Origin of the sequence: Streptomyces sp. NPDC056296, from assembly GCF_042268605.1 — a bacterium.
Taxonomy (GTDB): Bacteria; Actinomycetota; Actinomycetes; order Streptomycetales; family Streptomycetaceae; genus Streptomyces.
The window spans coordinates 37,649-59,056 of sequence record NZ_JBHJRX010000056.1; the positions used below are offsets into that span (position 1 = coordinate 37,649).

19 protein-coding genes are annotated in these 21,408 nt (G+C 70.2%); 8 read left to right on the forward strand and 11 right to left on the reverse strand.

The genetic code is table 11. The annotated features are described in order from the left end of the window. Positions 1-61: 61 nt before the first annotated feature. Positions 62-268, reverse strand: a complete 207-nt coding sequence (locus ACFCZF_RS32380; RefSeq protein WP_376674664.1) for a hypothetical protein — start codon at positions 266-268, stop codon at positions 62-64. 498 nt (positions 269-766) lie between these two features. On the opposite strand from ACFCZF_RS32380, the gene ACFCZF_RS32385 reads away from it, so the two are divergent. The 3 genes from ACFCZF_RS32385 to ACFCZF_RS32395 are packed head-to-tail and all read left to right on the forward strand — an operon-like array spanning position 767 to position 4,773. Continuing rightward, on the forward strand, positions 767-2,914 hold the full coding sequence (locus ACFCZF_RS32385; RefSeq protein ID WP_376674665.1) for a helix-turn-helix domain-containing protein: 2,148 nt from the start codon (positions 767-769) through the stop codon (positions 2,912-2,914). Between the two features lie 3 nt (positions 2,915-2,917). Beyond that, positions 2,918-3,913, forward strand: a complete 996-nt coding sequence (locus ACFCZF_RS32390; RefSeq protein ID WP_376674666.1) for a hypothetical protein — start codon at positions 2,918-2,920, stop codon at positions 3,911-3,913. After that, positions 3,910-4,773 carry a DUF6339 family protein gene (locus ACFCZF_RS32395; RefSeq protein ID WP_376674667.1) on the forward strand — a complete coding sequence of 288 codons (864 nt, stop codon included), beginning with the start codon at positions 3,910-3,912 and terminating at the stop codon, positions 4,771-4,773. Before ACFCZF_RS32390 ends, ACFCZF_RS32395 begins: the two co-directional genes overlap by 4 nt. A 15-nt stretch (positions 4,774-4,788) precedes the next feature. On the opposite strand, the gene ACFCZF_RS32400 is transcribed toward ACFCZF_RS32395, so the two are convergent. From ACFCZF_RS32400 to ACFCZF_RS32430, 7 genes are all read right to left on the reverse strand, one after another. Then, positions 4,789-6,087 (reverse strand): DNA cytosine methyltransferase, encoded by a 1,299-nt coding sequence (locus tag ACFCZF_RS32400; protein ID WP_376674668.1) that lies wholly within the window; start codon positions 6,085-6,087, stop codon positions 4,789-4,791. Positions 6,088-6,098: 11 nt separating this feature from the next. Continuing rightward, positions 6,099-7,094: a DNA cytosine methyltransferase gene (locus ACFCZF_RS32405; RefSeq protein WP_376674669.1), complete on the reverse strand. Its 996-nt coding sequence runs from the start codon at positions 7,092-7,094 to the stop codon at positions 6,099-6,101. Further along, a complete protein-coding gene (locus ACFCZF_RS32410; RefSeq protein ID WP_376674682.1) occupies positions 7,082-7,492 on the reverse strand; it encodes a very short patch repair endonuclease in 411 nt (136 codons plus the stop codon). The genes ACFCZF_RS32405 and ACFCZF_RS32410 overlap by 13 nt, the downstream gene beginning before the upstream one ends. 54 nt (positions 7,493-7,546) lie before the next feature. Then, positions 7,547-10,423 (reverse strand): Z1 domain-containing protein, encoded by a 2,877-nt coding sequence (locus tag ACFCZF_RS32415; RefSeq protein WP_376674683.1) that lies wholly within the window; start codon positions 10,421-10,423, stop codon positions 7,547-7,549. 121 nt (positions 10,424-10,544) lie between these two features. Beyond that, the gene (locus ACFCZF_RS32420) at positions 10,545-12,125 is read right to left on the reverse strand and encodes an ATP-binding protein (protein ID WP_376674670.1); all 1,581 of its coding nucleotides are present in this window, start codon (positions 12,123-12,125) and stop codon (positions 10,545-10,547) included. A 175-nt stretch (positions 12,126-12,300) separates the two neighbouring features. Beyond that, the gene (locus ACFCZF_RS32425; RefSeq protein WP_376674671.1) at positions 12,301-12,753 is read right to left on the reverse strand and encodes an SRPBCC domain-containing protein; all 453 of its coding nucleotides are present in this window, start codon (positions 12,751-12,753) and stop codon (positions 12,301-12,303) included. Between the two features lie 97 nt (positions 12,754-12,850). Continuing rightward, positions 12,851-13,897, reverse strand: a complete 1,047-nt coding sequence (locus ACFCZF_RS32430; protein WP_376674672.1) for an SEC-C domain-containing protein — start codon at positions 13,895-13,897, stop codon at positions 12,851-12,853. A gap of 178 nt (positions 13,898-14,075) precedes the next feature. Between ACFCZF_RS32430 and ACFCZF_RS32435 the strand changes: the two genes are divergently transcribed. From ACFCZF_RS32435 to ACFCZF_RS32445, 3 genes are all read left to right on the forward strand, one after another. Then, entirely contained in the window at positions 14,076-14,390 is a 315-nt protein-coding gene (locus ACFCZF_RS32435; protein WP_376674673.1) for a DUF6412 domain-containing protein, read from the forward strand. Positions 14,391-14,490: 100 nt separating this feature from the next. Next, positions 14,491-15,213, forward strand: coding sequence for a YidC/Oxa1 family membrane protein insertase (locus ACFCZF_RS32440; protein ID WP_376674674.1), 723 nt, complete (start codon positions 14,491-14,493; stop codon positions 15,211-15,213). Positions 15,214-15,387: 174 nt separating this feature from the next. Further along, positions 15,388-16,245, forward strand: a complete 858-nt coding sequence (locus ACFCZF_RS32445) for a fumarylacetoacetate hydrolase family protein (RefSeq protein ID WP_376674675.1) — start codon at positions 15,388-15,390, stop codon at positions 16,243-16,245. Between the two features lie 86 nt (positions 16,246-16,331). On the opposite strand, the gene ACFCZF_RS32450 is transcribed toward ACFCZF_RS32445, so the two are convergent. Further along, entirely contained in the window at positions 16,332-17,204 is an 873-nt protein-coding gene (locus ACFCZF_RS32450) for an LLM class F420-dependent oxidoreductase (protein WP_376674676.1), read from the reverse strand. A gap of 294 nt (positions 17,205-17,498) precedes the next feature. Between ACFCZF_RS32450 and ACFCZF_RS32455 the strand changes: the two genes are divergently transcribed. Next, the gene (locus ACFCZF_RS32455) at positions 17,499-18,722 is read left to right on the forward strand and encodes an RNA-guided endonuclease InsQ/TnpB family protein (RefSeq protein WP_376674677.1); all 1,224 of its coding nucleotides are present in this window, start codon (positions 17,499-17,501) and stop codon (positions 18,720-18,722) included. Positions 18,723-18,779: 57 nt separating this feature from the next. Here ACFCZF_RS32455 and ACFCZF_RS32460 read toward each other — a convergent pair whose 3' ends face one another. Continuing rightward, on the reverse strand, positions 18,780-19,262 hold the full coding sequence (locus ACFCZF_RS32460; protein WP_376674678.1) for a heme-degrading domain-containing protein: 483 nt from the start codon (positions 19,260-19,262) through the stop codon (positions 18,780-18,782). Beyond that, on the reverse strand, positions 19,259-20,362 hold the full coding sequence (locus tag ACFCZF_RS32465) for a Gfo/Idh/MocA family oxidoreductase (protein WP_376674679.1): 1,104 nt from the start codon (positions 20,360-20,362) through the stop codon (positions 19,259-19,261). The genes ACFCZF_RS32460 and ACFCZF_RS32465 overlap by 4 nt, the downstream gene beginning before the upstream one ends. 48 nt (positions 20,363-20,410) lie before the next feature. Between ACFCZF_RS32465 and ACFCZF_RS32470 the strand changes: the two genes are divergently transcribed. Then, positions 20,411-21,408: ROK family protein (locus ACFCZF_RS32470; RefSeq protein WP_376674680.1), on the forward strand; the 998-nt coding region annotated here is incomplete at its 3' end.

A 21,408-nucleotide genomic window follows, 5' to 3' on the forward strand; every position in this document is an offset into this window, starting at 1 on the left:
GATGGTCGGAGCGTCTCTCCGATGGGCGAGTGCGCAGGTCATGCGGGCGGAGTGTGCGAAGTCAGGCGGCAGGAGGGCTCTCGTCCGGCAGTACCGGAATCGCCTCGGGCAAGTCAGGAAATCCCGCGAGGGCTTCGCCCTCGGACAGGTCATGACGGTTCGGGAAGTCCGTGACTTCGGCCTTGCTCACCACCCGCTGGATACCCAGCTCAAGCGTGCTGCGCTCCCGCTGGGAGAGCAGTAACGGAAAACAGTCGTCCTCGTTCATCGATTCCCCACCCCTGTCGATTGATGTCCTGAAATTCGCGCAGGGGTGTAATCGGATAACGCCCCATGAAGCGAATGTTTCCTGCTGCGGGATTAACTCCCGTCGATCACGGTAGCGGCTGGTTCCCCCCGGCCGCCAGACGTTTGAAAAACGTTTCCCCATACGTTCGTCGAAACGTTCATCGAGTGCATGAGGACATACCAGTGGCCAGATCGGTCGGCCCCCGGGTAAAGCGGTTCGCGAGCGAGTTGGCTTTTCCAACATGGCGAACGTAGCGAGGTTTTGAGGTCCAGACAAGCCCCAACGCATGTTCGTAGGAGAGGAGTTGGAGGCTTCCGCTTGCATGAATCGAGCAAAGGTGGGCGAAGGTTGCGAACTGGACGATTCGGGCAGGCCGACTGAGTCGGGTGCGACCCTCGCTCGGTTAACTATTGGTTGACATGATCGCGATCGTCAAATTAGCCTCCCTCCTACGACCCGAGGAAGAGCAGGTGGCGCGTGGAGACAGGTGAGGAGTTCGGGCCGTGGCTGGCCCGGCAGCTCAAGCTCGCGGGGAAGACGCAGGCCGAACTGGCCAAGGAGCTCGGGTTGACCCGAGCCGCCGTCTCCGCGTGGATCGCCGGGCGTTCGACCCCCCGCCCGACCGTCATGACGGACATCGCCAATGCGCTCGGTACGGACGTCGGCACGGTGCACACCCGCACCACCGACACCCAAGCCGGCCTCCCGCTCACCTGGTACCACCGTCCCGGATATCCCGACGGCGGCCGTGATCTGGGCAATGCCGCCGCATTCGCCTTCGACGCCGACGTGCAGGTCCTCGCGCGCGAGACCTGTCAGAACAGCCTCGACGAGCGCCTGACGGAGAACGGCCGCCCGGTGCGGGTCCGGTACACCCTGCACGAGTTGACCGGCGAGCACTTGGACGCCTTCCGCGAGGCGATCCTCTGGAACGAGCTCTTTCCTCACTACTCCGCCGTCTCGGAGGTCGCCGGCAACCAGAAGGTCGGGCGGGTTGTCGATGCCGGTGTGCGCGACATGTACGAGAGAGGCCGTCTGGTCCTGCTGCGGGTCGACGACTACAACGCATCCGGGCTCACCGGCGACGACTACGCGGACGGCAAGTTCGCAGCCGTCGTCCGGCGCCAGCTCGAGAGCCTGAAGTCCGGTCCCGCCGCAGGTGGTTCGTACGGCCTGGGCAAGGCCACGCTGTGGGCCACCAGCGCTCTCGGGCTGGTACTCATCAACTCCACCCTGTCCGTGCCGCACGAGGGGCGTACCGAGCGACGGGTAATCGGCCGTCTCGAACTGCCCTGGCGGGAGGTCAACGGGCGTCCTTGGGCGGGCCCCGCCTGGTTCGGGCGCCCCGACCCCGACTCGAAGGGTGCCGAAGTCGCACGGTCCTGGTGGGCGGACGAGGAGACCGTGGCCCGCCTCCACCTGAATCGAGAGAACGACGAACCCGGTACGTCCTTCCTCATCGTGGGCGCGCACGACGTGGCCAGTCTCGAAGGGGAGTCGTCGGACCAGGACGGCAGGACTCGAGACGAAGAGGGCCCCGAGGACACACGCGACATCGAGAGGATGCACCGCCGCCTGGTCGAGGCGCTTGGCCGTGACTTCTGGGCGGCCATGGTCGGTGGCGGCGGCCGACTCCCGTTGATGGAAGCCTCGGTCCGCGCTCTGCGCAACGGCGAGGAGGTCGTGGCCGAGACGAAGGTGGACCCGTCCGTCGAGCAGCCCTCCCGCACCCGCGCCCTGCAGGCCCACTACGAGGGCACCACGGTGGATCGGCTCACCGAGTCGGGCCAGGTGGCGTCCAGAAACGTTCCGCTGAAGCTGCCACTGGCCGGTGGCGCCAGAGGGGCGACGCTCGGCACCCACCAAGCGGTCCTGCTGGTCACCGAAGCCGCGGGCGACCGGGACACCCCCGTGAACCAGGTGCACTCGCTGCGAGGAAATCGCATGACGGTCAGGAAGGCCACGGTCCCGAACCTGCCGCTCGGAACCAACCCCTTCCAGGCCGTCGTCCTGGTCGGCGAGGCCGCCGGCGCGTCGGCGCCCTTCGCGAGGGACGCCGAGGAGTTCCTGCGCGCGGCGGAACCGCCTGAGCACGACCGCTGGGGACAGACAGAGGAGCTGACCCTTCGCTGGTCTCCTTCCGCCTACCGGCGGATCCAGAATCTGACCACCGAGGTCAACAGCGCCATCAGAGAACTCGTCGCGCGCCCCAAGCGCGGCAAGGGCGAGGGCGGTGAGGCCCTGCGCAAGGCGCTGACGGTCAAGAGCCGACCCAAGGCCAAGGTGCCCTCCGGCCCGGTGGTCCCGGTGCTGGACGCGCTCGAGGCGACGATCGGTGACCAGGGGGAGTGGCTGATCACGGCCGAGGTGAAGATCCCGCGCGGTGACGAGATCGTCCCGATGGTGCCGGTCGCCCAGTTGGACGTCCGCTCCGGGGGACGCCCGCGCCTCGACTGGGCGGAGCTCGTCGCCGTGGAGGGCTGCGAGGCGGAGAACGGGGTCCTGCGCTTCCCGCCCGGCACGCGCCGCGCGAAGTTCCGAGGAGCCACCGACGTCTCCAGCCACCCTGTGAGGACCACGCTCACCCGTCTCGTCGTCGAACTGCGTGCCGGCAAGGAGGCGTGACGCGTGAAGATCTACCCGTACAAGCGACTCAGCCGCCCGATCACGCTCAGGGTGACGTCGGTCTCGCTCACTCTGCCCGACCGTACCCGTGACCCACTCGACACCAGTGCCTACTCGACTCAGGAGCAGGCCGTCGCGCTCGGCGTCGCGGGCCACGCGGACTGGGTGAGCGCCACGATCGGTCTCTCGGCCACGCTGCCACCCGGCGCCGACGCTCCGGACGCGGCCTGGTCGGATCTGTGTGTTCTTGCCGTGCTGACCGATGGGAAGACCAACGTCCGCACCTCGACGGTCCTCACGCGGGACACGGAGGACAGCCGCGACTGGTCGGGCTCCCTGGAGCTGGTACGCGACGACCACCTGGGACGAGCCTTCCTCAGCGCGTACGCCGTCGGGACGGTCGACGGAGTGCGGGGCCGGTCGATCACCGAGACCGACCGGAGCTGGGTCGTCGACACCGTCTCCGACGAGCCGGTCAGAGGGCTGCGACTGGACGTCCGGAAGGCGTCCTTCAGCAAGAGCTCCAGGGAGTGGCTGCGCGCCTACGCCGACGCGCCCTGGCTCGTGGACACCACGGCGCGGGTCCCCACGGTCTACGTCAACAGCGACATCGACGGCATCGTCGGACTGTTGGACAGCAACGGATCTGGCGTGGAGAGCAAGGTAAGAGACCTCCTCGTCGCACAGATGGCCACGGACGTGTGGACGGCGGTCTTCCACGGCGCCATCGGCGACCTGGAGGTGGAACCGGACGGTGGCCCGGTCTTCCCGACCGACTGGCAGGGCGAGGTGCTGCGGGAGATGCTCCCGGACGTCGTCCCCGGCGTGCACGTCGAGGAGGCCCTGCGCCAGGTCCACCGCCGACGCACCGGTGACTCGGGTTGGGGCGAGTTGCAGACACGCATCCATTACGCGGCGGTCCGGCGTGCCGATGCCGCGAAGGCAGTGGGCTACATGATCCGCAGTCTGGAACGGACGAACAGGGAGAGCGAGACGTGATCACCCAGCCCCACCACGTACCGGAGCGCTTGGCGCTGCTTTCCGGCTCGGCCGCGGACACCTTCCTCACCGAGGGCCTGCTCATGGGCGAACAGGTTCACAGCGGGATCGACCTCGCCAAGGTCGTCGAGCCTCTTCCCGAGGGCGACGCCAGGTGGTCGGTCGAGCCGATCCGCAGTCTGGTGGACGACGCGATGTTCGCTTTCGACAAGGAGCGCACCCCGGCCGACGCCTGGCTCGCCCCACGGCTCCACGCCACGCTGCGTCTGACGCGGCAGGAAGCTGCGGACAAGCGGCTGTGGAACCACCTGGCGCTCGCTGTCGCCCCTGACTATGTCGTGTGGCGGCATTTCTCGGAGCGGAAGGGACGCGTTGCCGCGGAGCGCTTCCAGGGCCCCTCTGACCGGCAGTGCTTCTCCCGCCTGTGGTGGGCAGCCGAGATTTTCCGAAACGGGCTTGACTACGGGCCGGTCGAGATTGCTTGTGGAAACCAGGACCTCATTCACACCGTCCTCCGGTTGGGCTTGCTCGACCACCGCCCCACAGCCCAGGCCGTCGTCCGCCTTCTGAAGGACGGAAAGATCACCACTGGACGGGAAGTCAATGGACTGAGCGTTGCCATCAACGCGGCCGGAGCGACCTTGATCTACGACGTTCTCGCACCGGACGAGCCCCGGGACCCCGCCCGTCTGCGGGACTGGATCGAGGAGGCGCAGACGGCTCCACCGGTGTCGCGTCACGTCCTCCCGGAGGGGCCCGACGAGGATCCCGCTCCGGAGGAGTCCGTGACAGCGCTCACCGACTACTTCACCGACCTGTTCGAGACCGCCCCGGTCAGAGGCAGGAAGAGCGAGGACTGACACGGCGGCGTCGAGCTACTCCGGGCGTGGGCAGCGGGCGGTGCAGTCGTCCGCCGTCCCGCAGCCGTGGCTCCGCAGCTTGGCCCGCTGCTCCTCCGTGGCCGGTACCCACGGCTTGCGCAACGTCTCCGGGGTAGGCGCGGGAAGGTCGAGCGCCGCGCTCAGGAGGTGCGCCCCGAACAGGGGAGGCACGGCGTTGCCCACCTGCTGCGACTGCGCTGTGCCCGACCATGGATAGTCCGGTGGAAAACTCTGCAGCATCCCCGCCTCGTTCATGCTGAACCGACGGCCTTCGTAGACGATGTCGTCGGTGAGGTGCTCGAAGACCACGAAGCGGGAGATGCGGCCGGTGACGGTGGTGGCGGGCTGCTGGTCGGTTCTCACGCCGCGCCGTCCCGGAACACCCGAGCTGCCGTAGTTCGAGCGCACCAGGAAGGGGCCGCGCCCCGGATGCGTGCCTACCGGAGTGCCGAGCGCATCACGCATCGACCTCCAGGGAGCACGTCCGTCACCGTTCTCCCGGTCTGCCTCGGGCTCCTCGTCCAGGGTCGGTTGACGGAGCCGGGCCTCGGGCAGGCCGTTGCGCCGCTTCCATTCCCTCGGTTCGTACGCACGGTGCGTCGGAGTGGGAAGCGAGGGTGCGCCGAGGCCCTCACGCCGAGCCATGAGGACGGCGCGGGACCGGGTCTGAGGTACCCCGTAGGTCTCGGTGGCGAGGACCGCGACGACGACCTTGTACCTGGTGCCGTCGGGAAGACCTCTCTCCTGCAGCGCTCTGGCGTAGTGCCGCCAGACCTCCGCGACCGCGGGGACCTGCTCCAGCACGATGACGTCGAACGGCCGGTTCCCACGATTGGGGCTCCTGGTCGCCTGGATCGCGTACCGGAGGGGTTCGAGGACCAGCGCGGTGCGGGGATCACCGCCGCGCGCCTCCAGCGCCTTGAGCTTCTTGTCGATGTCCTCGTCAGAGGCGCCCGCCGCCAGCTCGTTGATCAACGTCTTGACGTCTTCCAGCGCCTTGCGCCCTGCCCCGCGCCCCGCCACCGAGTACGTCTGGCACGGTGGCCCGCCGGCGAGCACGTTGATCTCCGGCGGGAGCGACTCGAATGAGTCCCTGCGGATCGCGCTCACGTCGGCGTGGAGGGTGTCCAACCCGGCCGCGTACCGCGTCAGACACGCGCTCCGATCCCATTCGAGGCCTAGGCTCGGGATGCCCATCCGGTGCCCGGCCACGTCCAGCCCACCGGGCCCCGCGAAGAGGTCCAGGACAAAGGGCTTGTCGAGGATGGACTGGTGGGGCGGCGTGCTGGTCATGTGGCGGAAGTCTAGCCGGCAGCGGGGGTCTCTGGCTCCCCGCGCAGAGCATCGGCAATGGCCCGACCCAGCGCCCGGCCGACGGGCGGCGGTGTCGCGTGGCCGATCTGGCGGTACCGGGCGGTCTTCAGGCCCGTGACCTCCCAGGACCCGGGGAACCCCTGGAGGAGCGCCGCCTGCTCGACTGTGATTTTCACCATGTTGTCCCTGCCGAGTCGAGGGTCCCACTCGAAGTCGAGGCCGGGAACCTCGTTGCCCACCGTGTGGGCGTTGACGCCCATGGTCGCCCACTTCCGTTTGGCTCCGGTCGGCCCGAGGTCGGCGCCACCTCGGTTCTTCGAGCCTCCGACCAGCGTCGGAGCCGGCTGGTCGGCCTGGGCGGCCCACCGGGCGGCGTCCGGCCAACCGCGCGCCGCCATGGACTGCGCCAGGGCGGCACCGACCGTCCGCGGTTCCGACACCGTGGGTGTCGGTGGCCGGAAGGCCCCGGCCCAACGCCGCTCGACGGCCACCAGCACGCCCTGCTTACGGCTCTGCGGCACCCCGAAGTCGACGGCGTTCACGACGAACCAGCTGAACTCGTACCCCAGGTGAGCCAGTTCGGCGCGTGCGAAGTCGCGGAAGCGCTGGTACCTGTCCGAGTGGGCGAGATCGGGGACGTTCTCGATGATCACCGCTCGCGGCCTGATGGCATGGGCCAGGTAGACCGTGGTCTCCAACAGGCGTTCCTCCAGCCCCGATTCGGACCGTCGGACGGTCGCACTCGACTTCACCCGGGGCAGCCCGGCCGAGAGGAGATCCACGTCGTAACTCTCGCGGTGCTCGGACGGATCGAAGTCGAGCAGGTCGGTGCCGAGCACGTTCCAGTGCGGCCGGTTGGCCCGCAGGGTCGCGACGGCGTCATCGTCGTCGTCCAGGAGCAGACGCGGTTCGAACCCGGCCTGCTCCAGGCCGAGGGCTAGCCCGCCCGCCCCCGAGCACACGTCCACGAAGGTCAGTCCCCCCACGCCTCCCGCTTTCCCGCCCGTTCCGCCAGGCGCCGCTCCACAGCCGCTCTCACCCGAGCGGACACCTCTACTGGATCCTCATGCTCCCAGAAGCGCAGCACCGTCCACCCCAGAGCGGTCAGATGCTCCGTCGTCTCCTGGTCGCGAGCCATGTTCCGGTCCAACTTGTTGCGCCACCACTCGGCGTTGGACTTCGGCTGCGTGGCGTGCTGGGGGCATCCGTGCCAGAAGCAGCCGTCGATCAGAACGGCCACCTTGGCACGGGTGAACGCCACGTCGATACGGCGCCGCGCCATGCCCGGCACCGGATACTCCACCCGATAACGCAGCCCGTCCGCGTGCAAGAGCCGTCGCACGGCCAGCTCGACCCCCGTGTCCTTGCTCGCTTGCCTGCGCATGCGGGCCGAGACACCGGGAGAGGAGGGGGGCACGCTGTTCACTGTCGTCGATCCTCACGAACGCATGTCGCCACGGTCGATGATCGCCGCTTCCGCCTTGGTCGAGTCGATCGCGCGGAACCGTACCAACGGCCGGTCCCCACGCGCGGTGGACGGCGGGGCGACGAAGGCGAAAGCCATGACGAGGTCGCGCGGATCGACCGAACCGTCGGACGTGATCCGGGGTTCGGATTCCACCACGGGATAGAGCACCAGCGCCCCCCGACGGGGACGGACGTGCTGTTCGACGGTCGCGTTCCCGATCAGGTCCGTGGCTCCTGCCAGGCGCCTCGCCGCCGCGACGTGCTTGGGGTCCCGGATGGCACCGAAGAGGGGCCCGCGTCGACGCGTACGTCGAGCGAGGGAGAAGGGGCCGTGCCCCAGGATGCGCGCCTCGTTCCGGCGGGCGGACGTCTGCATCGGAGCGATCACGCACCAGTCGTCGATCGTGTCCGCTTCCCGCCCGGCGTCCAGCAGGAACTCCAGGTGGGGAGAGAACTGCGCAGGCGCGGACCAACGCAGGTCGCACAGGACCGCGAGCAGATCCTTGTGCGACACCGTGCCCACCCGTGCGTCGTACTGGACACCGCCGTCCACGCCGAGCGGGACCGGAGTGTACGACAGGGCTTCGAGGACCGGCGCCCAGCACTCCGTGTTGTGACGCAGGGCATCGGGATCCTCGGGGTAGGCCGTGGGCTCCTCCCAGACGCCCGGTGACCTCACCTCCACCAGCTCGGCGTTGAACATCTTGTTCCGGGCCGACGGCTTCACCCACGGCAGGTGCTGGGCCACAAGGGGCGGGATCTGGGCAGGGGTGACCTGGGGGCGGCCGTTCACCAAGGGGGCGTAGCGGGCCAGTTCGGCGCGGAAGAGTTCTTCGTCCCGGCAGATGGCCTCGAAAGCCTCGTACAGATCGACCGTCTTCGCGGTACGGCCCTTGCCGAGCTGCTCCTCCCGGCCGATGTACAGCCGGACCAGGTCCCGGTACCCGGGGCGGAACCCGAACCAGCGGCCCATCTGCATCAGGGTGTCGGCCTGCTGCGTCGTACGGCGGTAGTAGGTGACGGTCAGACCCTCGACCGTGAAACCGCGGGACAGCTTGGTGCCGCCGACCAGGATCTTCCATACGTTCGGGGTGCGATCGAAATCCAGGGCGGGCTGGGTGTAATCGCGCTCGCTGTCTCCGTTGACGACGATGACCGGGCTACCGCCCTGGTTGATGAGACGGCGGGATCCGGCGACGTACTGCTTCAGCTCGGCGTACGTCGTGGGGGTGGGCAGGGGGCCGTCCGCGTGGGTGTGGAAGTCCTTCTCGAAGAGGGACGCCAGACGGGTGTGGCCCTGCGGGCCCGTGTACGCGGCGTTGTGCCACATGGTGGTGATGCGTTGCGCGAGGGCGTCGTGCTCGGCCATGCGGACCGACTCGTGCACGAGCATCGTGTGATGACGGAACGGACCTTCGGGGACACCGCGTTCGGCGCGGTAGAGCTTCAGCGCTCCGGTGAGGACGAAGGAGTCCAGGGCTTCCTGGAGGCGGTCGTCGGTGGACTCGTAGATGCCTCGGACGTGCCTCTTCTCGGCCTCGCCGGCACCGTCCAGGTCATGGAAGTCCTGTACACCCATGTACCCGGCGGGACGGGGCAGGGAGATCAGGAAGTCGCGCGGGAAGATGTCCGCCTCATCGCCGGGGTCGACGAAGACGTTGGCGAAGGGAGTCGCGGTGTAGCCGATGTACTGCGCGCGCGGCAGCAGTTCGAGCAGCTTGGTGATCTGACCGTTGATCGCGGTGCGGGTGACCGTGTCGGCCTCCCACTTCTTCGGATCCGTGGTGTTCACCGATGCCTGGTCGGACTCGTCGTCGATGATCAGTGTCGGGATCTCGCCGAGGATCGGACCGATCTTCTTGAGGTCGTTGACGAGCTTCTCCAGCACCGACTTGTTCTTCTTCACGACCATGACGCGGGCGCGGGACGCGTGCAGGTTCGCCGGGTCGTGGAGGGGGCGGGTACGGTCCGCCTTGTCGAACTCCAGAGCACTGATGCCGCGCTCCAGCGCCATGTAGTCACGGTCGCGGGAGGTCAGGCGCTCGATGTCGAAGGCGCCGAGCGTGGAGGGCCGGGCACCGAACGAGACGAACTTCGAGGGCCAGTCCTCGTCGTCCTGGTAGTCGATGCCGACCAGTGCGTCCGGGTCGTTCGGGTCCGCGGCGCCCAGGATGTTCTCCTGGCCGATCAGCTCCATATCGAGCCGGCGCTGGGTCTGGCCGCGCAGCAGGTTCAGGGTGCCGGCGAGGACGATCACCAGTCGATAGCCTGCGTCGACGGCCTTGGCCGTGACGCCGGTGAAATTGGCCGTCTTTCCGGACTGTACGTAGCCGACGACCAGCCCGCGTGCGCCGTAGGGATCCTCGCGGGTCGGGTCGGCGAGCCGTTCCACCACGGCGTGGGCGGCCTCGTCCAGTCCGGCGACCGCCGCGGCGCTCCATCCTTTGCGGCGCAGCAGCCGCTCGTACGAGGCCCAGTAGAAGGAGCGGTTGGCCGCGCCCTCCCGGGTGTACCAGGGCTGGAATTCGCGGCTGATGGTGACCGGGCCCGTCTCCGTGTGGACGGGAACGGCGGTATCGAGCACCTTGCGGAGCTCGGGTCCGAACGCGAGCTTGTCGTAGATCTCCGCCCGGCGCTCCGGCGTGCGGGCAGCGGTGGCCGACCATGCGGGGCCCTGTTCGAAATCCCAAGCGGTCAACTTGCGACGCCAGAGGTCGAGCAGCTCGTCGCCGGGGCCCGCGGACAGCAAGCGGTCCCTGAAGTGGGACAGGTCCGTGTCCGCCGGTTCGTCACTGTCGGCGAGCATGAAGGCGAGCTTGGCGAAGTGCTTGGGACCGCGCCGACTCATCGCGTCGAGGATCGCGCCATGGAGGTCGGTGACGTGGTCGCAAGCGGGCTGGTTCTCGGAGGTCACAGGCGTGCGGGGCTCTCTTCGGTGGGTGGACGGGAGCGGGGGCGGGGGGCAGTAGCTATTCCTCGGAGCGGGCGAGTTCCGCGCGCACCGCGGTGACCAGCACGCTGTTCCACATGGCGATCCGGTCGGTCTGGTTGGCCCAGACCCGCTCCTTCTGGAAGATCTCGTTCAGCATCAGGAAGAGGAGGCTCTTGAGGACGGGTGCGTCGTTGGAGCCGCCACGGCGGGTGCCGTTGAAGACTTGCCGGTAGTCCTTGTTGAGAACGACGTGGCGCTCCTTGTGGTCGATCGTGAAGAGCAGGTCGGCGGGTTCGACGCCGTTCGGCACATCGAGCCGGGCCCAGGTGAAGGTGATCGGCTCTTCGCCCTCCAACTGCGGAAGCTCGTCCCGCAAGGTCCGCTTCACCTTCGGGTCGACACCCTTTCCTGGAGGGATGACGGCCTTGCGCTGGACCTCCGTCCGACGTCGGGCGGCTTCGCGGTAGGTGGCTTCGGCCTCTTGGACGTAGGCGGCGAAGGAGTGGCCGGTCGCCGAGTGCGTCGCGTTCTCGAGCCCGCGGGCGAAGGCCGGGGTCACCTGGACGCCGTCCTTCTTCACGGTCAGGGCGAACACGTCGTTCGGCTCGGGCGGCAGATCGACGGCGATGCGCGCGAGAGCGAGGTGGCCCTCTGGGCTCCGGGTGTCGTTCCAGCCGCCGGCCTGCACGAGCCTGTCGTTCCGGTAGAGGTAGAAGCCCTGGCGCTCGGCGAGCGCCCCGATGCCGCGGTAGGCGACGAGCGGTGACTTGGGCGGCCATATGTGCGCGACGAGCGGGACATCGCCGACGCCCTCGACGGGCGCCACGTAGGTACGGGGGTAACCGACTCGGCCGGGCACCCGGTAGCCGAACGGGTCGATGGGTTCCACACCCCGGTGATCCAGTTCCTCACGGGTGTGAACGTCCTCGACGACTATGTCGACGTGGAAACCTTCGCGGGCGAGGAAGCGGTGGTGGTGGAGACCCAGGTGGGTCTCGAGTCGTTCGATCGCGTCATTGAGATACCGGTCGGTCTGGCCGTCCGTGATGGTCTCGAACGCGCGTACCTGGTCCCAGCGCACGATGGTGCCCTGCCAGCTGATGACACCGTCGTAGCGGTCGACGAGGTTCTGGCAGTACGTCGCATCGACGATGTCGCAGGTGAAATCCGCCTGCGCCCGGGCCGTGAGCCAACGGCGGCCTGCCGACGGACTGCGCCTGGTCCGACTGATCACAGTGAGGGCGTCGGCGTGCGAGAGCGAGGCGGCCTTCAGGCCGGCGCCGAAGTGTCCGAGGGCTCCCTCGGCGTACCCTTCACGTCCGCCCACGGTCATCGCCGTGTCCAGGCCCGCCTCGTCCATTCCGTGGCCGTCGTCGATGACGAGCAGTCCGACGAGGCGGTCACGGCCGCCTCGCTCGCCGGTGTCCCGCAGGAAGCTCACGACGATGTTGCGGGCACCGGCGTCGATGGAGTTGTCGATCAGGTCGGCGATGGCCGCCTCGAAGCTGTAGCCCTGGTGCGCGAGCGACTCGAACGACCTGGCCGCCGGAGGAAGCCGCTTGCTTCCGCTGGTGGGTACGTCGAACTGCCAGTCGGAAGACGGCTGGTAGGGCGGCATGCAGGTGTTCCTCGCGGGGCCGGGACATGCCCGGGGCGAGTGGGCATGCCAGTTCAGCTGGTCGCGTGTGACGTTAGCGCGTGCGGGTTGTGAAGGAGTAGCGGGATCGGAAGAAAGGGCTCCAGCCCTGCCGAAAGCCGTACCGGGCGGCGAAACCGACGGTACGGGGAGGGGCTCAGCCCTTCCCCCCGTCCGCCAGGAACCCCTCCAACCCGTCCAGCAGCATCCCGCTGCCCTGTTCCGCCATGTCGCGGGCCTCTGCCGTGTCGCAGGTCTGGCGGAGGACGATCACGGTGTTGCGGGGGCCCTGCTCGGTGAGTTCGATGGTCATCGTCTCGGGAGTGGGGCGGCCGGGGATGTCCATGCCGAGGACCAGATGGGTGGGCTCGTCCACCTCCACGTAGGTGCCGGTCAGGGGGAACTCGGCGCCGTCGGGGGTGACCATCGTGGCCTTCCAGGCGCCGCCCGGGCGGACGTCCAGTTCGACGGAGCCGGGGGCGGCGTGAGCCCACTGGGCGTACTGGTCGGGGGTGGTCCAGGCCTGCCAGACCTGTGCCGCGGGGGCGTCCAGGGCGCGGGTCAGGGTGTAGGAGAAGCCGTTCGCCGGGGTTGTCTGCGCGGTGGTCATGTCGTCCTGTCTCCTCGGGGTGACTTGGCTCGACGCCTTGCGTTCCTCGTGGGTTCGTAAGGCTCTTGCACCTGTAGACGTCCGGCGGGGCGGAAACTCATCGGTCCGTCGCGGCGGGCCCTCCGAGGCCGTGGCACTGCGCGTACGGCTGTTCCGAGCCGCACCAGCACGCCGCTCCGCGCTGCGGGGGCCAGGCCACCGCGCGGCCCCGGGCGGCCAGCGTCGTCGCGTACTGGGGGAGGAGGGAAGGGTCGGCCGGGGACGCGCCCTCCGAGGCCGCGAAGGCCTCGTACGAGGGGACCGTGCCCCGGACCACGCCAAGGTTCGGGGTGCCGGACGACGCCAGCTCGCGCAGTGCGGACTCTATGGTCGCCAGGTGGTCGTCGTAGGAGGGGTACTCGGCGGCGAGGGGCGGGTACGCGTCGAGCAGTTCCGTCAGTTCGTCGGCCGGCCAGTGGAGCATGGCCACCGGGAAGGGGCGGGACAGGGCCTCGCGGTAGGCGCCCAGTTCGGCGCGCAGGCGGGAGATCTCCGCCTCCAGGTCCGCCGGGTTGTCCGAGCCCAGGGACCACACGCGCTTCGGGTCGTGCAGCTCGTCCAGGGAGACCGGCATGGTGTGGAGGGTGTCGGCCAAGGTGTCCCACTCGTCGTGGGGGAGGCCCAGCATCCTGCGGACGCGGTGGCGGCCGTAGAGGAGGGGGTGGGTCGAGTACGGGGGTTCCGCCACGTCCGTCAGGAGCAGGCGGGCGCCCTCCGTGAACGTCTCGTGCGCCGCCTCCAGCTCGTCGTGGGCCTCCAGGGCCTCGGCGACGATCACCCAGGGGGCCGGGTCGCGCGGTGACGCGGCGCGGACGCCGTCGATGATCGCCCTGGCCTCCGCCTCGTGGCCGTACTCCCAGAGGTTCGACGCCTTGAGGGCGCGGACCAGGGACGGGTTCTCCAGACCGGAAGGGCCGGTGTCGGAGGGCGACAGCAGGCGGTCGTAGAGCTTGGTCGCGGCGGGGCGGTCGCCGGACAGCTCCAGGTGGGCCGCGGCGCGCAGGAGCAGGGCCTCGGCGTCCTCGGGGTAGAGGCCGGCGGTCCGCTCCAGGCGTGCCGCTTCGGCGGTGTGGTCGACGTTTTCGGCGGGCGTGTCGGGGCGCATGGTGGACACCGTACTGCCGAGAGGTGACGAAGGTGAGGTACCCGCTGGGCGGCGACCCGGGCCACCGTGCGGGCGTCCGAGGGGGCCGATGGCCTCGCGATGCCGATACCGGGTGTCGTACGGCTCCTGTATAACTGGGGCAAACGCGCGTACGAGAGGGCGAGAGGGGGAGTGGCCGATGAGACGGGGTCGGGGCGCCCTGCGCCCTCTGCTCGTGCTGCTGCTCGTGCTCCTTCCCGTCGCGCTCGTCGACGTCGGCAGCCTCCTCTCCGCCACCGTCGCGCTCGCCGCGACCGCCGCGGTCGGTTCCGCGCTCGCCGTGTGCGCCGTCATCGCCGCGCGCTGCGCGCCCGCCGTGCCGCCCACCCGGGTCCGTACGGCGATCAGGGACCGGGACCTGCGTACGGCCTTCCTGCCCCAACGCGACCCCGACGCCCCTGGCCGTCGCCGGCCCCGAGCACCCGGGCACGCCCTCCCGGCGACCACCGCGTAGGGCACAGCTTCCTTTCCACCTGGCCCCGCGCCGGTCGTGTCGTCATGCCGTCATTCCCCTCACCCCGGCACGACGAGACCCCCGGAGGGCTCACCCACCCATGTCCGTTTTCGCCAGCCTGGTCGAGCACCTCGCCGACCTGCTCCAGCCGTTCTTCGGCGCCTCCGCCGCGGCCGCGGCCATCGTCCTGTTCACCGCCCTCGTACGGCTCCTCGTCCACCCCCTGTCCCGGGCCGCCGCCCGCGGGCAGAAGGCGCGCACCGAGCTGCAGCCGAGGATCGCCGAACTGCGCCGCAAGCACGCCAGGAACCCCGAGAAGCTCCAGCGGGCCGTGCTCGAACTGCACGCCGCGGAGAAGGTGTCGCCGCTGTCGGGCTTCCTGCCCAGCCTGTGCCAGGTGCCCGCCTTCTTCCTCCTCTACTACCTGTTCTCCAGCTCATCGATCGGCGGGCAGCCCAACGAACTGCTCTCGCACCAGCTCCTCGCCGCCCCGCTCGGCGGGCGGTGGGCCGACGCGCTCGGTGACGGCGGGCCGGTGGGCGGTGCCGGGCTCGTGTACGTCGTGCTGTTCGCGTTCGTCGCCGGGGTCGCCGTTTTCAGCTACCGGCTCACCAAGCGGACGATGGCCGAACGGCCGATGCTGCCGGCCGGTGCGGGCGCCGGTGGGGAGCAGGTGCCCGGGCTCGGCGCGATCACGAAGGTCATGCCGTTCATGTCCTTCTTCACACTCGTCACCGTGGCCGTGGTGCCGCTGGCCGCCGCGCTGTACGTCGTCACCAGTACGACCTGGAGTGCCGTGGAGCGGGCCGTCCTCTACCGCTGACACCGGTGAGCGGGCCGGCCGGCGCCTGGCTACGGTCCAGTACGTGAACGGGGTATTGCGGAGTGGACCCCGACCTTGGACGATCGAACAGTCCTCCGATGGTTCGTTGCGTCCCTGCCGCACCCAGGTCGCAGCTCATCGGGCGGGCTGCCCGCGATCGAGGAGTTGGGGATCATGAAGCTGTTGCGAGTCGGTACGGCGGGGTCGGAGCGACCCGCGCTGCTCGACGCCGACGGGACCCTGCGAGACCTGTCGGGCGTGGTGTCGGACATCGACGGAGCGCTGCTCGGCGACGACGCCGCGCTCGACCGGGTACGGGCCGCCGCCGAGGCCGGTGAGCTGCCCGCCCTGGACGGCACGGGGCTGCGCGTCGGACCGCCCGTGGGGCGCATCGGCAAGATCGTGTGCATCGGGCTCAACTACCACGACCACGCCCGCGAGACCGGGGCCGAGCCGCCCGCCGAGCCCGTCGTCTTCTTCAAGGCGCCGGACACGGTGGTCGGGCCGGACGACACGGTGCTCGTGCCGCGCGGCTCCGTCAAGACCGACTGGGAGGTGGAGCTGGCGGTCGTGATCGGGCGTACTGCCCGCTACCTGGAGTCGGCGGAGGAGGGGCTCGCGTGTGTCGCCGGGTACGCGGTCGCGCACGACGTGTCCGAGCGGGAGTTCCAGATCGAGCGGGGCGGGACCTGGGACAAGGGCAAGAACTGCGAGACGTTCAACCCGCTGGGTCCGTGGCTGGTGACCGCCGACGAGGTGCCCGACCCGCAGCGGCTGTCGCTGCGGCTGTGGGTGAACGGGGAGCTGAAGCAGGACGGGACGACGGCGGACCAGATCTTCCCGGTGGGGGAGGTCGTGCGGTACGTCAGCCAGTTCATGGTGCTTCGGCCCGGTGACGTCATCAACACGGGGACGCCCGCGGGGGTGGCGATGGGGCAGCCCGAGCCGAAGCCGTATCTGCGGGCCGGTGACGTGGTCGAGCTGGAGGTTGAGGGGCTGGGGCGCCAGCGGCAGGAATTCAAGGACGCCTAAGGGGTGGGGGGCGCGGGTTGTCCGGCGGCTGCGCGTGCGCTGTGGTTGCTCGCGCAGTTCCCCGCGCCCCTGAGGGGCGTTTCCGCTCAGCCCAGTAGCGAAGCCAGCCGGCGCCAGCCCTCCCTCGGGAGGTGGGTCATGTCGTCCTCCACCACCTGGAGGGCCACGTGGTCGGCGCCCGCGGCGTGGAAGGCGTCGATGCGGGTGCGGATCGTGGCCTCGTCGCCCCAGGCGAAGACGGCGTCGATGAGGCGGTCGCTGCCGCCGCCGGTGACGTCGGCTTCGGTGAAGCCGAGGTTGATGAAGTTCTTGGTGTAGTTCGGGAGCTTCAGGTACATGGCGAGGTAGGCGCGGGCCGTCGCGCGGGCGCGGGCCGGGTCGGAGTCGAGTACGACCTTGAACTCCGGGGCCAGCAGCGGGCCCTCGCCGAGGCGTTCGCGGGCCTGCGCCGTGTGCTCGGGGGTGACCAGGTACGGGATCGCGCCGGCCGCCCGGTCCCGGGACAGCTCCAGCATCTTCGGGCCGAGCGCCGCGAGCAGCCGGTGGCCGGCCCGCATGCCCGCCTTGTCCAGGTCGTCGAGGTAGCCGACCATCGTCGAGTACGGGCGGCTGTACCCCTCGACCCGCGGGCCGTGGCTCACGCCGAGGCCGAGCACGAAGCGGCCGGGGTGGGACACCTCCAGCTCGGCGAAGCTCGCCGCCGCCGAGGACGCCTCGTGCTCCCAGATGCTCTGGATGCTGGTGCCGACGACGATCCGCGAGGTCGCCTCGATCAGCGGGGCGGCGTGCCGGGCGGCGCTGTTGCCGCCCAGCCATACGGCGCCGAACCCGAGCTGCTCCAACTCGGCGGCGGCCTCGGCGCGTTCGCCGGCCCGGTCAGGGTCCTCGGCGCGCAGTTGCGCGCTCCAGACGCCGTACCGTCCGACCGATTCCTTCAGAGAAGCCGTCGCGTCGTTCATCGGTTGCGATCCCTCCGGTGGGCGCCGTGATCATCCTGCGTACCTGCCTGCCAACCACGGGTACCCACCGGTGATTCCCCGAGCGCGCCCGTTCGGGGCCGGTCGGGCTACCAAGGTTCATTCGCAGTGCGTCGGGCTTCAGCCCGGTGGTGAAGCGAATCTCGGGACTGCAGCGCGGAGCGCCGCAGTGGCGTTCCGGCGGAGCCGGGCAGGTCAGGACTGTCATCGGTGGGGTGAGATGGGGAACGCATGTTCCGGGTTACGGCTGGGGTGGCTTGTTTGTACGGTCTTCGCATGCAGCTTCGGTACGCGTTTCGGGTGTACCCGGATGCCGGTCAACGGGTCGCGTTGGCGAGGGCGTTCGGGTGTGCCCGTGTCGTGTTCAATGACGCGGTCCGTGCCCGCGAGGACGCCCGCAAGGCCGGACAGCCGTTCCCGACGGCCGCCGAACTGTCCCGGAAGCTGATCACCGAGGCGAAGCGGACAGCCGAGCGATCCTGGCTGGGTGAGGTGTCCGCAGTGGTGCTCCAGCAGTCCCTGCGGGACGCTGAGGCCGCGTACCGCACCTTCTTCGCCTCCCTCAAGGGCACCCGCAAAGGACCGAAGGTGGGCGCGCCCCGCTTCAAGTCACGCAAAGGTACCCGGCAGTCGGTTCGGTTCACCGCCAACGCGCGCTGGAGCATCACCGGCAACGGCCGTCTGTGCCTGCCGAAGATCGGCGCAGTGAAGGTGAAATGGTCCCGCACCCTGCCCTCCACCTCCACCTCCGTCACCGTGACCAAGGACGCGGCCGGCAGGTACTTCGCCTCCTTCGTCATCGACACCGATCCCGCCGCCGACCAGGCACGTATGCCCGAAACCGACCGCACCGTCGGCATCGACCTCGGCCTCACACACTTCGCCGTCCTCTCCGACGGCACGAAGATCGACTCCCCGCGCTTCCTGCGGCGCGCGGAGAAGAAGCTGAAGAAGGCCCAGCGGGAGCTGTCCCGCAAACAGAAGGGATCGAAGAACCGTGACAAGGCCCGCCTGAAGGCCGCCCGCGCCCATGCCAAGGTCGCCGACGCGCGCCGCGAGTTCCACCACCAGCTCTCCACAAAGCTGATCTCCGAGAACCAAGGGATCGCCGTGGAAGACCTGTCGGTCAAGGGACTGGCCCGCACGCGGCTGGCCAAGTCGGTGCACGACGCCGGATGGTCCTCGTTCACCGGCATGCTCAAGTACAAAGCAGAACGGTACGGCCGCACCCTGGTCACGATCGGCCGGTTCGAACCGACCTCCCAGACCTGCTCCACCTGCGGCACCGTGGACGGACCCAAACCCCTGAACGTCCGGGAATGGACCTGCACCGCCTGCGGCACCGTCCACGACCGGGACCACAACGCCGCGATCAACGTCAAACAGGCCGCCGGACTGGCGGCATCGGCCTGCGGAGCGCCGGTAAGACCGGGAGCAATCCCGGCACAGCGCGAAGAAACAGGAAGCCACGGATTCCCGACCGATGCCCGTGCCGCGTAGCGGCACAGCAACAGGTCGAGAAGGCCAGAACCCTCGGGCTTCAGCCCGAGGAGCAAGTCAATCGCCCAGGAACCGCTCCAGCGCCTCCACCACGAGCCGGTGGTCCTCCACCTGCGGCAGCCCGGACACCGTCACCGAGCCGACCACACCGACGTCGGCCACGGTGATCGGGAACGAGCCGCCGTGCGCCGCGTACGTGTCGGCGTCGAGCCGCGAGGACTCCTCGAACGTCGTGCCCTTGGCGCGGAAGCGCGAGCCGACCAGGTACGACGCGGAGCCGTACCGCTCCACCACCCGGCGCTTGCGGGCGATCCAGGCGTCGTTGTCGGGGGTCGAGCCGGGCAGGGCCGCGTGGAAGAGCTGCTGGCCGGCGCGGTGGATGTCGACGGCGACCGGCGCCCGGCGCTCCCGGGCCAGCTCGACCAGGAGGGAGCCCAGCGCCCACGCGTCGTCGTTCGTGAACCGGCGGAAGACCAGGCGGCGTTCCTGCTCCTCCAGTTCCTCCACGGTCGGGACCGCCGCGTCGGGGGCGGGGCTCACAGGGTCACCACCACTCCGTCGCGGGCGGACCGGCGGGCCGCCTCCAGTACGTCCAGGGCGGCGGCCGCCTCCCGGGCGCCGACCGGGTTCGGGCCGCCGTCCAGCAGGGCCTTCGCCACCGCCGCGTAGTACGCGGGGTAGTCGCCCGCGACGGTCGCCGCCACGCGTCCGCCGCCGGTGAGCGGGGACTCCCCGGAACCCACGCGGCCCCACAGCGACTCGTCCTCCTCGCCCCAGCCGGGGCCCGGCCGCTTGCCCTCGCGCAGCGCCGCCTCCTGCGGATCCAGGCCGTGCTTGACGTAGCCGGCCTTCGAGCCCAGGACCCGGAAGCGGGGGCCGAGTTGGGCGGCGGTGGAGGAGACGTGGAGGTGGGAGCGGACGCCGCCCGCGTGCGTGACGGCGATGAACGTGTCGTCGTCCGCCTCCGCGCCCGCGCGCCGCACGACCGACTCGGCGTACACCTGCGTGGCCGGGCCGAAGAGGACGAGTGCCTGGTCGACGACGTGGCTGCCGAGGTCGTACAGGAGACCTCCGATCTCTGCCGGGTCGCCGGACTCGCGCCAGCCGCCCTTCGGCTTCGGCCGCCAGCGCTCGAAGCGCGACTCGAACCGCCATACGTCGCCCAGGGCGTCCTCGGCGAGCAGCTTGCGGAGGGTGAGGAAGTCGTTGTCCCAGCGGCGGTTCTGGAAGACGGAGAGCAGCAGGCCGCGCTCCTCCGCCAGCGCCGCCAGCTCCCGCGCCTCGGCCGCCGTGCCCGCGACCGGCTTGTCCACCACGACCGGCAGACCGGCCTTCAGGGCCGTCGTCGCGAGCGGCACGTGCGTCTTGTTCGGGGACGCGATGACGATCAGGTCCAGCTCGGCGGCCCGGTCGAACAGCTCGTCCGGAGCGGCGACGGTCCGCACGCCCGGGAACGCGGCGCGGGCCTGCTGCTGCCGGTCGGGGTTCGAGGTGACCACCGTGTCCAGGGTCAGGCCCTCGGTGGCGGCGATCAGCGGGGCGTGGAACACGGAGCCCGCGAGGCCGTAGCCGACGAGACCGACGCGCAGCGGGGCGCCCGGAGCGTTGCCGGGGGGATTGCCGGAGGGAGTACCAGTCATGCCTCCCACTTTCGCAACGGTGTTGCCAAAGTGCAAGCGCCGGGGACAATGGGGGGCGTGAACAGGACGAACGGCGGGAGTGCGACGGGGGCCGGCGTGATCGCCGGCGCGGGCCCCGCGGCGGGCGGCGGCGGCATGCGGGGCGCGGCGGGCGGTGCCAACCTACTCGCCCTGCGCAGCCACAACACCGCTGTGGTGCTCGACCTGCTGCGCACCGCCGGTGCCGAGGGCATCAGCCGGCTCGAACTCGCCGAGCGGACCGGGCTCACCCCGCAGGCGGTCAGCAAGATCACCGCCCGGCTGCGGGAGGACGGCCTCGCCGCCGAGGCCGGGCGCCGTGCGTCCACGGGCGGCAAGCCGCGCACGGTACTGCGCCTGGTGCCGGAGGCGGGCCACGCGCTCGGCGTCCACCTGGACCGGGACGAGCTGCGGGCGGTGCTGGTCGATCTCGACGGTGCCGTGGTGGGGGAGCGGCGCTCCCCGCTGGACCTGGGCGCGGGCGCGGCGGACGTGGTGGAGGCGGTGGCGCGGGTGGCCCGGGAGCTGGTCGCCGACGCGCTGGCCCCGCCGGGGGGAGCCCTCGACGCCGCGCCCACCCTTCTCGGCCTGGGCGTCGCCCTGCCGGGCCCGCTCGACCACGTACGGGGCGTGCTGCACCGGGTCACGGGCTTCCCGGAGTGGGACGGGTTCCCGTTGCGGGACGCGCTGGCGCGGCGGCTCGGCGTGCCGGTCGTGGTCGACAAGGACACCAACGCGGCGGCGCTGGGGCTTGCGGTCGGTCTTGCGGGCGGGTTCGAGGGTGGTCTCGCGGGCGGGGGCGAGGGTGGCGAGGGCGGTCGGAGTGGTGGGAGTGGTGGGAGTGGTGGCCAGGGTGATCGTGAGGGCGGCGGTGCCGGCGCCGGTGGTGGTGTGGGCGGGGGCGCCGGTGGTGGTGCGGGCGGGTGCGCGGGCGGTGGTGCGGGCGGTGGAGCCGGTGGTGGTGCGGGCGGTGGAGCCGGTGGTGGTGCGGGCGGGTGCGCGGGCGGCTGCGCCAGTGGTGGTGAAGG